This window comes from Neptuniibacter halophilus (genome assembly GCF_030295765.1).
GTDB lineage: Bacteria > Pseudomonadota > Gammaproteobacteria > Pseudomonadales > Balneatricaceae > Neptuniibacter > Neptuniibacter halophilus.
This window is the reverse complement of sequence record NZ_AP027292.1, coordinates 3,487,522-3,500,750: the sequence shown is the minus strand read 5'-3', so window position 1 is coordinate 3,500,750 and position 13,229 is coordinate 3,487,522. Positions and strand designations below refer to the sequence as shown.

The 13,229-nt window shown below is 51.0% G+C and carries 14 protein-coding genes, 1 other RNA gene and 1 pseudogene; 8 read left to right on the top strand and 8 right to left on the bottom strand.

Features of this window, described 5'->3' with window-relative positions:
- Positions 1–36: 36 nt before the first annotated feature.
- Genes QUD59_RS16405 through QUD59_RS16395 form a run of 3 tightly spaced genes read left to right on the top strand, consistent with a single transcriptional unit; the run spans position 37 to position 1,688 of the window.
- On the top strand, positions 37–684 hold the full coding sequence (locus QUD59_RS16405) for a HupE/UreJ family protein (RefSeq protein WP_286241053.1): 648 nt from the start codon (positions 37–39) through the stop codon (positions 682–684).
- A 12-nt stretch (positions 685–696) separates the two neighbouring features.
- Entirely contained in the window at positions 697–1,296 is a 600-nt protein-coding gene (locus tag QUD59_RS16400; protein WP_286238273.1) for a hypothetical protein, read from the top strand.
- A 53-nt stretch (positions 1,297–1,349) separates the two neighbouring features.
- Positions 1,350–1,688: a DUF6488 family protein gene (locus QUD59_RS16395; protein WP_286238272.1), complete on the top strand. Its 339-nt coding sequence runs from the start codon at positions 1,350–1,352 to the stop codon at positions 1,686–1,688.
- Between the two features lie 526 nt (positions 1,689–2,214).
- Here the strand turns inward: QUD59_RS16395 and ffs are convergent.
- Both ffs and QUD59_RS16385 read right to left on the bottom strand, forming a co-directional pair.
- Positions 2,215–2,311, bottom strand: an RNA gene (gene ffs / locus QUD59_RS16390) — signal recognition particle sRNA small type.
- 155 nt (positions 2,312–2,466) lie between these two features.
- The gene (locus tag QUD59_RS16385) at positions 2,467–3,702 is read right to left on the bottom strand and encodes a DUF3422 family protein (protein ID WP_286238271.1); all 1,236 of its coding nucleotides are present in this window, start codon (positions 3,700–3,702) and stop codon (positions 2,467–2,469) included.
- Between the two features lie 194 nt (positions 3,703–3,896).
- On the opposite strand from QUD59_RS16385, the gene QUD59_RS16380 reads away from it, so the two are divergent.
- Positions 3,897–5,126 (top strand): EAL and HDOD domain-containing protein, encoded by a 1,230-nt coding sequence (locus QUD59_RS16380; protein ID WP_286238269.1) that lies wholly within the window; start codon positions 3,897–3,899, stop codon positions 5,124–5,126.
- Here the strand turns inward: QUD59_RS16380 and QUD59_RS16375 are convergent.
- Positions 5,115–6,044, bottom strand: a complete 930-nt coding sequence (locus tag QUD59_RS16375) for a LysR family transcriptional regulator (RefSeq protein ID WP_286238268.1) — start codon at positions 6,042–6,044, stop codon at positions 5,115–5,117. The genes QUD59_RS16380 and QUD59_RS16375 overlap by 12 nt on opposite strands.
- Before the next feature lie 160 nt (positions 6,045–6,204).
- Here QUD59_RS16375 and QUD59_RS16370 point away from each other — a divergent pair, with 160 nt between their 5' ends.
- Together QUD59_RS16370 and QUD59_RS16365 are read left to right on the top strand one after the other, a co-directional pair.
- On the top strand, positions 6,205–6,774 hold the full coding sequence (locus tag QUD59_RS16370; RefSeq protein WP_286238266.1) for a cytochrome b: 570 nt from the start codon (positions 6,205–6,207) through the stop codon (positions 6,772–6,774).
- Positions 6,771–7,346, top strand: coding sequence for a YceI family protein (locus QUD59_RS16365; RefSeq protein ID WP_286238265.1), 576 nt, complete (start codon positions 6,771–6,773; stop codon positions 7,344–7,346). Before QUD59_RS16370 ends, QUD59_RS16365 begins: the two co-directional genes overlap by 4 nt.
- A gap of 64 nt (positions 7,347–7,410) precedes the next feature.
- Here QUD59_RS16365 and QUD59_RS16360 read toward each other — a convergent pair whose 3' ends face one another.
- The gene (locus QUD59_RS16360) at positions 7,411–7,899 is read right to left on the bottom strand and encodes a DUF411 domain-containing protein (protein ID WP_286238264.1); all 489 of its coding nucleotides are present in this window, start codon (positions 7,897–7,899) and stop codon (positions 7,411–7,413) included.
- A gap of 156 nt (positions 7,900–8,055) precedes the next feature.
- Here QUD59_RS16360 and QUD59_RS16355 point away from each other — a divergent pair, with 156 nt between their 5' ends.
- On the top strand, positions 8,056–8,517 hold the full coding sequence (locus QUD59_RS16355; protein ID WP_286238263.1) for a hypothetical protein: 462 nt from the start codon (positions 8,056–8,058) through the stop codon (positions 8,515–8,517).
- A gap of 8 nt (positions 8,518–8,525) precedes the next feature.
- On the opposite strand, the gene QUD59_RS16350 is transcribed toward QUD59_RS16355, so the two are convergent.
- Both QUD59_RS16350 and QUD59_RS19270 read right to left on the bottom strand, forming a co-directional pair.
- The gene (locus tag QUD59_RS16350) at positions 8,526–9,023 is read right to left on the bottom strand and encodes a hypothetical protein (protein ID WP_286238261.1); all 498 of its coding nucleotides are present in this window, start codon (positions 9,021–9,023) and stop codon (positions 8,526–8,528) included.
- Between the two features lie 51 nt (positions 9,024–9,074).
- Positions 9,075–9,179: pseudogene (locus QUD59_RS19270) on the bottom strand (hypothetical protein); the annotation flags it as partial.
- A 455-nt stretch (positions 9,180–9,634) separates the two neighbouring features.
- Here QUD59_RS19270 and QUD59_RS16345 point away from each other — a divergent pair.
- Positions 9,635–10,435 (top strand): response regulator, encoded by an 801-nt coding sequence (locus tag QUD59_RS16345; protein ID WP_286238259.1) that lies wholly within the window; start codon positions 9,635–9,637, stop codon positions 10,433–10,435.
- A gap of 63 nt (positions 10,436–10,498) precedes the next feature.
- Here QUD59_RS16345 and QUD59_RS16340 read toward each other — a convergent pair whose 3' ends face one another.
- Positions 10,499–12,298 (bottom strand): methyl-accepting chemotaxis protein, encoded by a 1,800-nt coding sequence (locus tag QUD59_RS16340; protein ID WP_286238257.1) that lies wholly within the window; start codon positions 12,296–12,298, stop codon positions 10,499–10,501.
- Positions 12,299–12,482: 184 nt separating this feature from the next.
- On the bottom strand, positions 12,483–13,169 hold the full coding sequence (locus tag QUD59_RS16335; RefSeq protein WP_286238255.1) for a M48 family metallopeptidase: 687 nt from the start codon (positions 13,167–13,169) through the stop codon (positions 12,483–12,485).
- Between the last annotated feature and the right edge of the window lie 60 nt (positions 13,170–13,229).

Here is a 13,229-nt window from a genome sequence, read left to right as displayed (position 1 = left end):
GTGGGCGCGGGCAAGTTTTTTATCGTACTTTTAGCGATGGTTTTTCCAATACAAGCCTTAGCACACGGTGTAGCCGAGGGTGATGCCGTTTTCATCGAATCGGCCAGTGGTATGCAACTGCTGCCGTTCGTCTATCTGGGAGCAAAACACATGGTGACCGGCTACGATCACCTGCTGTTTCTCTTCGGCGTTATCTTCTTTCTGTTTCGCATGAAAGATGTGGCGATCTACGTAACCCTGTTTGCTGTGGGTCATAGTGTAACGCTGCTCTACGGCGTACTGAGCGAGACCCATGTTAATCCTTATATCGTCGATGCAATCATTGGCCTGTCAGTGGTCTATAAGGCCCTTGATAATCTCGGCGCCTTCCGTCGCTGGTTCGGATTTCAGCCAAGCACAAAAGCAGCGGTACTGATCTTTGGTTTTTTCCATGGGTTCGGTTTAGCGACCAAACTACAGGATTTCACCCTCTCCGAAGACGGTCTGGTGGCTAACATTCTGGCCTTCAACGTCGGGGTCGAGATAGGACAACTGCTCGCACTCGCAGGCATTTTGATTCTGATGAACTTCTGGCGTAAATCGAATTCGTTTGATTACCACGCATTTACAACCAATGTCATCCTGATGGCAGCAGGTTTCTTACTTATCGGCTATCAGTTAACCGGCTACTGGGTTACGGCATAGGAGAGCTATACCATGACTAATATTACCCATATCAATAAAGATGGACTGCCGTCCACGAAAAGCCTGATCAAAGCTACAGTAGCAGCCGGTGCAGCGGCTTCAGTCATTCTGCTGACCACTGTGTTGCCGGCCGAGTACGGCATTGACCCAACCGGTATTGGCAAGGCTTTGGGCCTGACAGTCCTGAACGAGGCCAATGACGCCGAACTGGAAGAACTCCCCGTGAAAGCTGATCTGGAAAATCTCATTCTCGGCAGTGCTGCCCCGGTATGGAAAGGCCAGGAACAGCCCCGTTCCGATACTATGACGCTGACTCTGCTGCCCCGGCAAGGCGCTGAAATCAAGTCACCGATGGAACAGGGAGATAACTTCATCTTTCACTGGAAGGCAGAAGGTGGAACCGTTTACTTTGACATGCACGGAGAACCACCCAGTGCAGGTAAAGACGAGTTCACCAGTTACTGGATCGGCAAGGAACAACAGCAAGCCAGTGGTAACTTCACGGCACCCTTTGCCGGAACACATGGCTGGTACTGGCAAAATACCGGTACCGAACCGGTAACAATCAAGCTCACGACCACCGGCTTTTATGGCGATCTTTACATGCCGTAACACCCAAGCGGTATCAGGTTACTTTTACAGAATACAATCAGGAAAATAATTTAATGAATATCAAAAAGCTGTTTGTGATCGCGCTGCTTTCACTGACCTTTTCAGCAGGAACCCATGCACATTCCAACCACGGACCAAAGGGGCCAATAGCACAGGAACAGGTCGAAACAAAAACCCGGAAATTCGTTCACAGCCTGATTCAGCAAGGCGGGCTCGATGAGTCCTGGTCAAACGCGAAACGTGTCGAAACTGCACAGCGCGACACCAGCCAGGGAAAAGTGTGGGTTATTGAGTACCTCAACGATGCAGAACAAGATGCCAGTAAACGGTCTCTTTACATGGTTCTGGATGAACTAGGCAACACACTGTCAGTAACCCATTCCGCTCCTTGAAGATCGCTCTGAGCATGAGGGTCGTTTAACGACCCTCATTTACATCCGCCTCAGGCATCCCCCGTCACCGGTGTATGCTCTGTCCGCTCACCGTGAGTCACCCCGCATATTATCGCAGAAGGTGCAGGGCGTAAGTGTCATGTAACGTTCGTCAGACAATCCTGTTGTTTTCGATACACCAGCTCATGAACTGACAAGCGTTAAGGGGCTTTTGACCGACTTAAATTTCGTTACCCCAACCTACTGCAACGTATTGCCTGAACTCTATTTGACGCACTCATCAAGTACCCGAAAGGCTGCAGGCCATAGTTTATTAGCTTCAGATAAACGCCTGTAATAAAGCTATGGAAACGCCTGTATCAGCGCAAGTGACAAACAGATACGGACGTAAAAGACGTCGTGCCGGGACGGTTCGATGTAAGCAGTAGTTCTGGAGGATGCTATGTGTCTCACTTTGTGTCGCACTTGGCGCCAGCAGAGCAAGAAATCAGGGAAAAAGCGATGTGATACGAGAAGTTGGAGATGACCCCACCAGCCACATCCCGGCACATGAGTCGACCGCTGTGGCTGCTCCCTTCCGGGCCTGACCAGGTTCACGATGTATCATTGCGGGAGGACCAGCAGGGCCACCATTACGCGGCTTGTCAGCCTCAGTCCGTAAGAGTGATCTCTCAGGACAGGCGCGCAGTATACCAGCGCTGTTTACAGATGCAAATGCAATTATGTTAAGTCGCTGTTTTTTATCGGTTCTGTTTAAAATTCAGACAGTTCCGGGGCGTTAATCTTCACTGTAATGTTTCAGCAGGCGACGCACATACCACCACAGTACACCTGCAATCAGCGGCACCGAAAAACTCACCCACATCAGATACTGATCACGCATCTCATCACCCGGCACCATATTTCGGATAGAGCGCTCCAGCAGGTCAAAAGCATAGTAGGTCACCACGATAATCGTGAAACTCTCCAGTTTAGCCTGTAAGCGTAGCTGCCTGCGTGACCGGTTGTTCAGCCCTTCCAGCAGTTGCTGGTTCTGCTTCTCAATCGACAGATCAACCTGAGAGCGGATCAGATCGGTAGCACGGGCAATCCGGCGCGATAAACGCTCAATACGGTCATTCGCAGCCAGACAGGTTCGCTTGGCAGGATCCAGACGCCGCTCCATAAACTGATCCAGTGTCTGTAATCCTTCAATACGCTCTTCACGCAGTTCATCAATGCGGCTTTCAAGCAGCGCGAAATAAGCCTGGGATGCTGAAAAACGATTGGCGGTATCCGCCGAAAGCTCTTCCACCTGCGCGGCGAGGTTCATCAGTTTCTTCAGCAGGTCCGGTTCGTTAGGGCTGACAGAGATCTGGTGTGTTATCTCAGCAAGCTCCCTGTCCATTTCCGTGAGACGTGGCATGGAGTTCTGCGCAATCGGCAGCGCAAGCAACGCCGTGTGCCGGTATGTTTCTATTTCACAGAGCCGCTGCAGCAGTCGTCCGGCCTGAAACGATTTCAGCGAATCATCATGCACGATCATACGCACGAAGCCATCTTCCCCACGCGGACAGAAATCGGTCCATACTTTGGCGGCACGCCCCATAACAAATGAACCGGAGACCTGCCGGTCATCAAACTGCTGTAACAGGTCCGGAGTGGCGCCCCGATGCTTACTGAAAAGAATCTCCACACCACAGAGAAACTCGCCGGGCAGTTGTTGCCACAGAGTTTTCAGGTAACGGGTGTCGGCTTTATCCAGTTGATATAGCGTGAGTGTATAAAATTCGTTATGTGGCTCGTATCGCAAGGCCAGATGCTGGTTACGGGTAAAGAAAAACTTTGTCAGGCTGGGAGGACAGTTGATATCCATCTGCCTGAGCAATCGTCCAACGGCCTCTGCCAACGCTTCCCGGCCACCCTGCCCGTAACTGGCTGCAATATGTAAAAGTCCCAGCTCAGGCTCGAGTTTCTGGAACGGTCTGGCATGTACCTCAGTTGAAATTTGCTGGCGCAGGGGGTGATTCTGCATTAACGGACTTCCCGATGGCTGGACTGGTTTGATATATACTAAGGTTTAATCATTAAAACTTATAGTAATCAATGGATTCAGTTCCAGATGTGAACCATTATTCTCTTCAGTTGACCTGACACACAACGCATTGGTTGCAGTATCAATATCCGGCTGCCTACAATGAGACTACTCTTCTGACCGAGTGCACACTTATGCAAGCGCATCTCAAGCATCTGGGCCTGGCCCGGTCTCCGATTTTCGACCGTGACCTTAATGTTGTCGCTTATGAGCTACTCTACCTCTCAGATAAAGACTCGGAGATTGCGCATAAATTTCTGCAGACAGATCAGGATGCCTGTGATGCCCTGATTAATAATTTTACCAGCATCTATGACTCCGGCTCGCTCCGTGCGCTCCCTGCATTTATTAACGTCAGTGAAGGTTTTCTTCGCAGTGACAGTCTGCCTAAACTGTCACGGCATAATCTGGTCGTGGATATCAAACAACTGCATCAGGTTTCACCTGCGCTGCTGCACTCCCTTGAACGCTACGTTGAAGCCGGCTATCGCCTGGTGCTGGATGATTTTGACTACGCCCCGGAGTATGACGCGCTGCTGAATCTGGCCAAAATTGTCCGGGTAGATATCCGCAAGCGAACAGAATCAGAACTACAGCCACATCTGGAAACGCTGCATAAATTCAAAGTCACTCCGCTGGCCGAGCATATTGATAACTACACACAGTATGAATTTTGTCACAAACTCGGCTTCAGATTGTTTCAGGGCGAGTTCCTCTCCCGCCCTACTCTGCTTGAAGGGCGGCAATTCACCTCAAATCAGGCGATTCTCATCCACCTGCTGGCCGCCCTGCAAAACCCGGATGTAACACCGGATGAACTTGCATCGGTGGCTTCCCGAGATCCGCAATTAACATTCAAACTGCTGCGAATCGTGAACTCAGCGCGTTACAACCCGGCCCAGAAGATAGATAGCCTGACTCAGGCCATCATCGCGCTGGGACTGGTCGAAGTTAACAAATGGGCCACTTTGCTCGCGCTTTCCAGTAATCAGGATAAACCCAATGAACTGATCCGGCAGATCCTGATCACTGCCAGAATGTGCGAATATGTGGCTTCCAGAACCCGTGAAGTTGCGCCCGAGATGGCTTTTATCTGTGGGGTTATGTCCCTGCTGGATGCACTGCTGGGGGTAGATCAGTCCAGTCTGCTGGCCCAGATATCCGTTGCAGACGAAATTGCGGAAGCCATCACCGGTTATGAAGGTAAAGCCGGAAAGCTACTCCAGGCGGTAAATTTTTATATGATCGGCCAATCCTCTTTCAGGCTGCCACCAGAAGTGCAGGAGATCTACTCTGAAGGGTATTACGAAGCGCTGCGCTGGAGTAATGAAACCATGCAGATCATGCAGGGCTCAAACCTGTGAGACCCGGGTAAGCGCCTGATTTAACTCGCCTCTTACCCAACGACACATAGGATCATGGTGAAAACGTTCGTGCCAGTAAAGATAAAGCACCACCTGCGGTAAACGAAACTCACCCGGCAAGGGACGCAGTACCAACCGGCTGTCTTTCACCAGATAACGGCCGATGATCTCAGGCAGGGTAAAGACCAGATCGGTTCCCTGACAGAAGTTGGCGACCGACAGAAAATTAGCAAGCCGTAACATCACCTGCCGTTTCAACCCCATTTTCTGGAGCTCATCGTCCATAAAACCGGGGCCTTTACCGGTGATCGATACCAAGCCGTGAGACGCCTTAGCATAAGCTTCAAGGCTCATCTCTTTTGCAGCAAGCGGGTTATCCCGATCCATCAGGCAGATCTGCCCGGTACGTGCAATCTCAAAGCGTCGAAACTGATCCTGTCCGGTCTGCGGGTTGAGGCCGGTAATCGAAAAATGCACATCCCCTTGCTCCAGCAGCTCAAAATGCTCAGGAATCTGCGGTACGATCTCCACTCTGAGTTGTGGCGCTTTTTGTCGCAACCGCTGTAACACTTCAGGCATCAGCAGAATCAGCTCAAGATCGAGCCCGGTCAGTCGCAGAACACCCCGGTACTGTTTCGGATCAAACTGATCGGCCTGCATGATCTGCTCAACATTGCGCAACAGGCTGGCCAGTTGAGGCCTCAGTGTCTCCGCTCTGGCGCTGAGATCATAGCCCGTGCCCACCCGCACCAGCACAGGATCATCCAGCGTCTGTCGCAACCGCTGCAAAGCCCGGCTCACCGCAGGCTGGCTCATCTGCAGCCGTTCCGCTGCCTTAGAAACATGCCGTTCCTGAATCAGGGCATTTAGCACCACCAGAAGATTCAGATCTACCGACCTTAAATTCACTTCACGCATCGTGATAATAATTAATATGCATTAGACGCATGAAAGCATAAACCTTAAAGTGCCGAAAACCCAGCCTTAATGGCGATTAACCCAGTTTTATCTGTAACCAGGCAGGCACGGTGCCTGAAGGCCCATAACAGATATGCGGTCATTAACGAGATCTTGAGTCATGGCACTGAACCATAAGCTACTGAACGATGAAACAAATTACGGCTGGGGGCCTGTACTCATGCACTGGCTGATGGCCTTTGCCATCATTGGGCTTTACCCGCTTGGTCTGTATATAGAAGCACTCGATTACTACGATCCGGCCTACCGAACCGTACCTGTCTGGCACAAAAGCATCGGCCTGCTGGTCGCGGCAGCCCTGCTGATGCGATTTGTCTGGCGCCTGGCCAACAAACCACCCCGGCCCCTACCGCAACCGGTCAGACTGCAACAGATTGCTCACGTGACCCATCATCTGCTCTATCTCCTGCTGGCTACCACACTGATCAGCGGTTACCTGATATCAACAGCCGATGGCCGGGCAATTGAACTTTTTTCCTGGTTCAGTATCCCAGCCTTACCTTTTGCTTTTGAAAATCAGGAAGATATTGCAGGCGAAGTACATTTCATAACGGCCACCACACTGATCTCTCTGGCGACACTCCATGCGGGTGCCGCGATTAAACACCATTTTATTGATAAAGACTCAACCCTTAAGCGCATGCTGGCGCTACGCGAGGAACATTCATGAAAGCTAAATTTATTACCGGTCTTGCCCTGGCTACTGCCATTAGCGCGGCTCCGCTGCAGGCGGCTGATTATGTGATTGATACCCAGGGAGCCCACGCTTCCATCCAGTTCCGCATCAGCCACCTGGGCACCAGCTGGTTAATCGGTCGTTTCAACACGTTCAACGGCACATTCAGCTACGATGCTGAGAATCCGGAAGCCTCTCAGGTTAAAGTGGACGTTGATGTAACCTCAATCGACTCCAACCACGCAGAACGCGACAAACATCTGCGCGGTGATAAATACCTCAATACCGGTGATTTTCCTGCAGCTAAGTTTGAGAGCACCTCTTTCACCCCTGACGCTAATGGCGGTGGCGTGATGAAGGGTATGCTGACCCTTTACGGCAACACTCAGGAGATTGCCATTCAGGTGGCAAAAGTGGGTGAAGGTCAGGACCCATGGGGTAATTACCGCGCAGGTTTCTCAGGCACAACCGAGATTAAAGCGAAGGATTTCGGTCTGAACTACAATCTGGGCCCGGCGGCTGAAACGGTTTATCTGGATCTGAATATCGAAGGTATTCGTCAGTAAGAGATCCGCTTCCCACAAAAAAAGCGAGCACTGGCGCTCGCTTTTTTTGTGTCTTCAGCCCTGTCTAATAATCGCTGTAACGGCTGAACTCGCTGATCTGATCATCCTTCGATACCGCAAACACCGAAAAATCATCCTTTCTGGCACCCGGCATATCCATCCCCGGCCCGCCGGATGGCATGCCCGGCACCGTCAGCAAACGAATGTTCCGATACCCCTCATCCGTTAATAACCGTTTGATATCCTGCGCAGGTACATGCCCTTCTACAACCCGGCCATTAACCACAGCGGTATGACAGGATGCCCCCTGAGGAGGAACCCCGTATTTCTGCTTTACCGCACTGAGATCATTCATCTCAATACTGTTGACCTTAAAGTGATGATCTTGCAGATGCTCGATCCACCCTTTGCAGCAGCCGCAGGTCGGGCTGTGGTAAACATCAATCTCATACTGAACTGAAGTCGCCCCTTCAGCCCAAACCGGATCTGCAGCCTGCGCCGGATGAACCAACATCAGGCTGGCCAGCGCCATGGCCGGGATTAGCCGTTTCATAAACACCTCACTCTGTCGCTCAGGCCTATTCTAAAGCGTACAACCGATGCACACCAACATTGCGTTTTCACTGATTAAACAACACCACCCCGCTAAGGGTGTTGCAAAATAGCCTCTATAAAGAGAGACTCCGGGTAAATTTACTGGAGACCCGTTGTGAGCCTTTCGGATTCTACCTTTCACTGGGATCAGGCGTTTTTCGAACGTAAACTGGGTTTGCTGACAAATCTGCAACTTGGTTTTGTTGGTGCGGCTTTGATGTTACTGATGATGGACCTTTCCCGCTGGTATTTTCTGCTACCGCTGGCTGGCGGCCTGATGTGGATCAGTTGGCAGAAACAACGGCTGGATCGAATCCGTCGGGAAGTCAGTGGCCTGCAGATCAGTCTTGCACCGAAATCTCTGCTACTGAAGCGCACGCTGAACAATCAGGAGCAACGGATTACGTTTCGTGAGATCAGTCATCTCGAAACGGATAAACGGGAGGGTCTGGACACCTTTGCCCTTGTCATGCGCGATGACAAGGGCCCGGTGCTTATCAGAGGTATGCAGCAACAGGATCAGTTGTTGCGGCAGTTACAGCAGGCCATTGAAGACCGCAACAGCAACCAGAGCTGAGCGCTTTTTCAGGCCTGCTTCAGAGGCGTTATGATTTTAGTCTGTACACCCGCCGTCTCAACCGAGCCGGGTAATCCTGCAAGGCCCAGCATCCCTTCCAGCACTGAACGACAGCCATTCCAGTACTGCTGCAGGCTGGTACGGTCTTCCGTTACAAATGAGCGGAACATCAGCCCCATCTGCAAAGTAGCGATCAATTGCACTGTATTATTCAATTCAGCCTGAGAAACCCCTGGCGAGATCGCGGTGAGCAGTTTCAGCCGCAGCAGAGAAACATCCTCGACCAGCAACCTTAGCCTGACTCTCACCCGGGCACTGTGCGCGGCAGAGGACATAAAACCATACAACGCCCGTGCCGATTCGGTATCAGCCGCAAAGTTTTCAAACAATTCCTGCTCAATCCTCTGCAGGTAGTCCTCCCGATCCCGGGGAACGGGTAAAGCACTCAGCCTGATCAGCAGGTTCTCAGCCAGAAGATCCAGCACCTCCATCTCAACCTCAGACATCGTCCGGAAATGATGGTACAAGCCCCCTTTGCTGATCGAAGCTTCAGCGATGAGACGACCCGCCGTGAGCGCTTCTAAGCCGTCCTTGCTGATGATTGCTGTAGCCGCATGTAAGATTAAACTACGTGTAAGATCTGCATTTCCATTTGGGCACATGCGTAAATACCTTATATTTGTGAACTTATTGAGAGATTCAAACAAGTCACTACTCAGCTTTATTCCCTCTTCAATCTTATGCTACGCCCAACGGCTCAACCTTTAACTGACACAAGTCAAACGCTGGCAAACTCCTTTCTGCGCTGCATCAAAAGAGATCACTCTGACCGTTTGTCATCCCGGCACAGAAGTTAGCCTGTCATATTCCTCACTAATGTCACTTCGCTCCGCTGAAAATGTGTCTAAAATTCAAACAGGTGATCAAACAGTAACGAAGCCAGACACGGATTATTCGCTGCACTGTTCACTCTCTGATCAATACACCGATAAAGGTCTTAAAAAACCGGGTTTTAGCTTTTCTGAGCACTTTTTCTCTGTCATGATCTAAGCTGAATAGGTATTCAAAAGACCTCATCATTTATCCCGACCCGATTTATAGGTATGGATCTCAGGATATGGAACTAAGCAACCTTTATGTCACTGTCATTGAACCCTCCAAAGTTCAGCGACATATCATTATCAATCAGCTCAACAGCTTCGGTATCGAGAAGGTAGAAGAGTTTGAGGAGGGCAAGCCCGCCCTGGAGCATATGCTTAGCACCCCTCCTGATCTGGTTCTCTCCGCCATGCACCTGCCAGATATGACCGGGACCGACCTGGTCACCCAGATGCGTGGTCTGGACTCGCTGGAGAACATCACTTTTCTGCTGATCTCCTCCGAAACCCATTATCGTTATCTGGAGCCGATCCGTCAGGCGGGCGCCATTGCCATACTCCCCAAACCATTCAGCCGCGAAGAGATGAGAACCGCACTGCGCAGTACGCTGGACTATATCTCTGACTTTGAGTCCGACAGCGACAGCGACGAATACGATGCCCTGCGAGTGTTGATTGTCGACGACAGCACACTGTCACGAAAATATATACAGCAGATGCTGGATTCACTTTCCATCAGTTCGGTAGACACCGCCAAAGACGGTGCAGAAGCCTTGCAGATGATCGATGACGGCCGCCGCTACGATCTGATTATTACCGACTACAATATGCCGAATGTAGACGGCCAGGAACTCACTGAACATATCCGCAACCACAGCGAGCAACCAACCGTACCGATTCTGATGGTTACCAGTGAGCAGAATGAGAGCCGCCTGGCTGCGGTTCAGAGCGCCGGGGTATCAGCAATCTGCAGCAAACCGCTCTCCTATGACACGGTCAAGCAGTTGATTGAACAACTGGTCACCGATTACGACCTCTGAGCAAAACGTCAGATATAAAAAAAGCGGCACCTGCCGCTTTTTTTATATCTGCTCGCTGAGCACTCAATTTTTATCATCAAGCAGGTTTTCCGGTGCAAACCCCATAATCAGCGCTCCCCAGTGCTGACCATTGATATACAGCGGGATAGACAGATCATTCAGCACCTCACCGGTATCACGAATAAAGGTCTGTAACAGGAAAGGCGCTGTAGACGATGCACGGCGTACCTCAGCACGGTTTCCGGCAAAGATCCGACGGTGGCGGCTACGCAGGTTATCGATCTCAAAGTTACCGGTCAGGCGCTCAGACACTTTACTGTGATGCGCCGGAGCATAACCGTTACGATCCACCGCGATGGCGTAGATAAACTCAGGGCGCTGCGCAATGAAGCCATCGAACATTGGCCGTAACAGCGCTTCATACTGATCCGCATAACTGGTGTCATACTTCTCCGGGCGCTGTCCGTCATTGCTACGTACATAGTTAGTATCAAACAGATTACAGCCGCGCGATGCAAGCTGCTCCAGTGCATCCTGCACCTGCTGCCCCCACTGTCTTCCGGTCTGAATCATTCCTTCAAAACCACCGTAACCGATAATAAAGCGCGACAGCAGCTCCTGAGTCTCTTCAGTAGAATGCTCCAGCTCTTCTGAGAAGCGTCGTGACTGTTCAATCTCACCATGCATGGCGGTAGAGATATTGGTGATTTCAGACACATGTGTATGGGATTCGCGGTTGGTATACGCCAGCTCATCAATCGCCGCACTGATACTGCTCAGTTGGCTGTTCAGGTCTTCGAAGTCGCCGACCAGACTACGGAACTGTTGATTGGTGTTACCAATAAACTCCTCCGTGGAGCCTACATATTCAAGAATGGTTGATGCGCTGGATCGGGTACTGCCCACCAGCGAAAACATCTCGCCGATATTCTGATCGATTTCACTGGTTGCGGTACTCACCTTCTGCGACAGATTACGCACCTCATCAGCAACCACCGAGAAACCCCGCCCGGCCTCACCGGCACGTGCCGCTTCGATGGATGCATTCAACGCCAGCAGATTGGTCTGATCAGAGAAGTCTTTGACCATACCGAGAATGTCGGTGATGTTTTTCGAGTTTACCTCCAGTTTATGCACGGTATCCTGAAAGTCTGTCACCTGCTCGCGAATCGCTTCCACCTGCGTTTTAACCCGACCCAACTCCTCACTGGAGCTGCGAATCTCATCCAGATTGCGCGAGTTACGCTCGGAGATCTCCAGTGTACTGCCAGCAATATTATCGATCGCCTGAGTGGCTTCAGAGGAAGACTGGAACACCTTCTGCGCCTGCTCCTCCTGTTTTACCGCTGAGTCCTGCGCTTCAATCAGCACCTTCTGCAGGCGTGTCGAACTCAGAGCGACACTGACACTACGACGACGACTCTCGGCAATCATCGCCTTCAGGCTGTCAGAGAATCCATTGTAGCTCTCTGCCATTTCGGAAATTTCATCATGGGTATATTCAGGCAGCGTCGCGGAGATATCACCATCCTTATCTTTGATCGCCTGCAGCACATCCGTCATCGCACGGATCGGGCGCAGGAACAAATGGCGCATAAAGAATATTGAGAAGAAACCGGAGATCAGGGCAAAGCTGACAGTAATCAGCCCATAAAGCCCAAAAGACTGTAACTCTGACTGCAGGATCTCTACCGGAACGGCATCGGGTCCTGCCGCGGTCAGACTGGCTTCTAAATTACGGAAATGGTCGTAACCCAGAATCAAAAGTGCAATGTGGGGTAACAACAAAAAAATCACGTTACCGGTGATCTTTTTGGTCAATGTATTGAAAAATGTTTTTTCGATACTTGTATAAAGGCTCATCTTCACTCTCGTTATTGTTATGCTTAGCCGCCGTCACGCAAGTATAGTGTTCCTCCTTTGAGTCCGGGCCAGCTTACCTGGCAGCCTCCCGAACAGGCGTTTTCCGTTCCATGGATTCAATGCCCTATAACACTATGAAATTGCTCATAAAGGAACATAACACGTTTTACTTTCAAACAAAGCTCTACCAAAGTACCCATCCCGTTCGGTTTTGTAGTTCTTTACGTTTAGTTTTCCATTCTGTGCAATATTCACCCACCAACTGCCAGAAATCGGGGCTGTGATTCAGATGAACCAGATGTGCTAACTCGTGTATCACCACATAATCCTGCAGTGCCTGAGATGCAAAAATCAAACGCCAGTTAAGCTGAATATCACCGCCTGCACTGCAACTTCCCCAGCGGCGCCGGAAGCTCTTAACCGTTAAACTTTTCGGCCTGAGGCCCATTACCTGCTGCCAGTATTCAACGCGCTGTTGCAACTGGGTACGCGCCTGATCGCGGTACCAGCTTTTCAGGCAGGCCTCGACCTGCTCGAGCTCAGGTTTCCGTGAACGCCCACCGATTGTCACATGGATCTTATCAGCCACCCTACTCACCGCGCGGGCCCTGCCCTTTTCCCAGCTCAGTCGAAAACTGTCCCCCATATAGGGCAACATTGCACCGGGTTTAAGCGTTATAGCATGCGCCTGCAGGTTCTCCCGCACAGCCTGCTCGTGCTTACTGATCCAGTCAGACCGTGAAGCGACGAACGAAGCAACCCACTGATCCGTCACCCATACAGGCACTCTGACAACGACACCCTCACTGCCAACATGAATCGCTGCGGTTTTGCGCCGGCGGCTGCGAACGATGGTGTAATCAAAATCCACAATTATCTTTCCGAAGCTGTAAACTGAAGAGTGCCTATGATACTGGATCAGGCAGCAGGT

What these genes read in the sequence shown, in the direction of transcription:
- QUD59_RS16365 (WP_286238265.1), top strand. Translation starts at nt 6,771, where the DNA reads ATGAAAGCTAAATTTATTACCGGTCTTGCCCTGGCTACTGCCATTAGC.
- QUD59_RS16405 (WP_286241053.1), top strand. Translation starts at nt 37, where the DNA reads ATGGTTTTTCCAATACAAGCCTTAGCACACGGTGTAGCCGAGGGTGAT.
- QUD59_RS16340 (WP_286238257.1), bottom strand. Translation starts at nt 12,298, where the DNA reads ATGAGCCTTTATACAAGTATCGAAAAAACATTTTTCAATACATTGACC.
- QUD59_RS16380 (WP_286238269.1), top strand. Translation starts at nt 3,897, where the DNA reads ATGCAAGCGCATCTCAAGCATCTGGGCCTGGCCCGGTCTCCGATTTTC.
- QUD59_RS16370 (WP_286238266.1), top strand. Translation starts at nt 6,205, where the DNA reads ATGGCACTGAACCATAAGCTACTGAACGATGAAACAAATTACGGCTGG.
- QUD59_RS16400 (WP_286238273.1), top strand. Translation starts at nt 697, where the DNA reads ATGACTAATATTACCCATATCAATAAAGATGGACTGCCGTCCACGAAA.
- QUD59_RS16360 (WP_286238264.1), bottom strand. Translation starts at nt 7,899, where the DNA reads ATGAAACGGCTAATCCCGGCCATGGCGCTGGCCAGCCTGATGTTGGTT.
- QUD59_RS16375 (WP_286238268.1), bottom strand. Translation starts at nt 6,044, where the DNA reads ATGCGTGAAGTGAATTTAAGGTCGGTAGATCTGAATCTTCTGGTGGTG.
- QUD59_RS16395 (WP_286238272.1), top strand. Translation starts at nt 1,350, where the DNA reads ATGAATATCAAAAAGCTGTTTGTGATCGCGCTGCTTTCACTGACCTTT.
- QUD59_RS16350 (WP_286238261.1), bottom strand. Translation starts at nt 9,023, where the DNA reads ATGTCTGAGGTTGAGATGGAGGTGCTGGATCTTCTGGCTGAGAACCTG.
- QUD59_RS16385 (WP_286238271.1), bottom strand. Translation starts at nt 3,702, where the DNA reads ATGCAGAATCACCCCCTGCGCCAGCAAATTTCAACTGAGGTACATGCC.
- QUD59_RS16345 (WP_286238259.1), top strand. Translation starts at nt 9,635, where the DNA reads ATGGAACTAAGCAACCTTTATGTCACTGTCATTGAACCCTCCAAAGTT.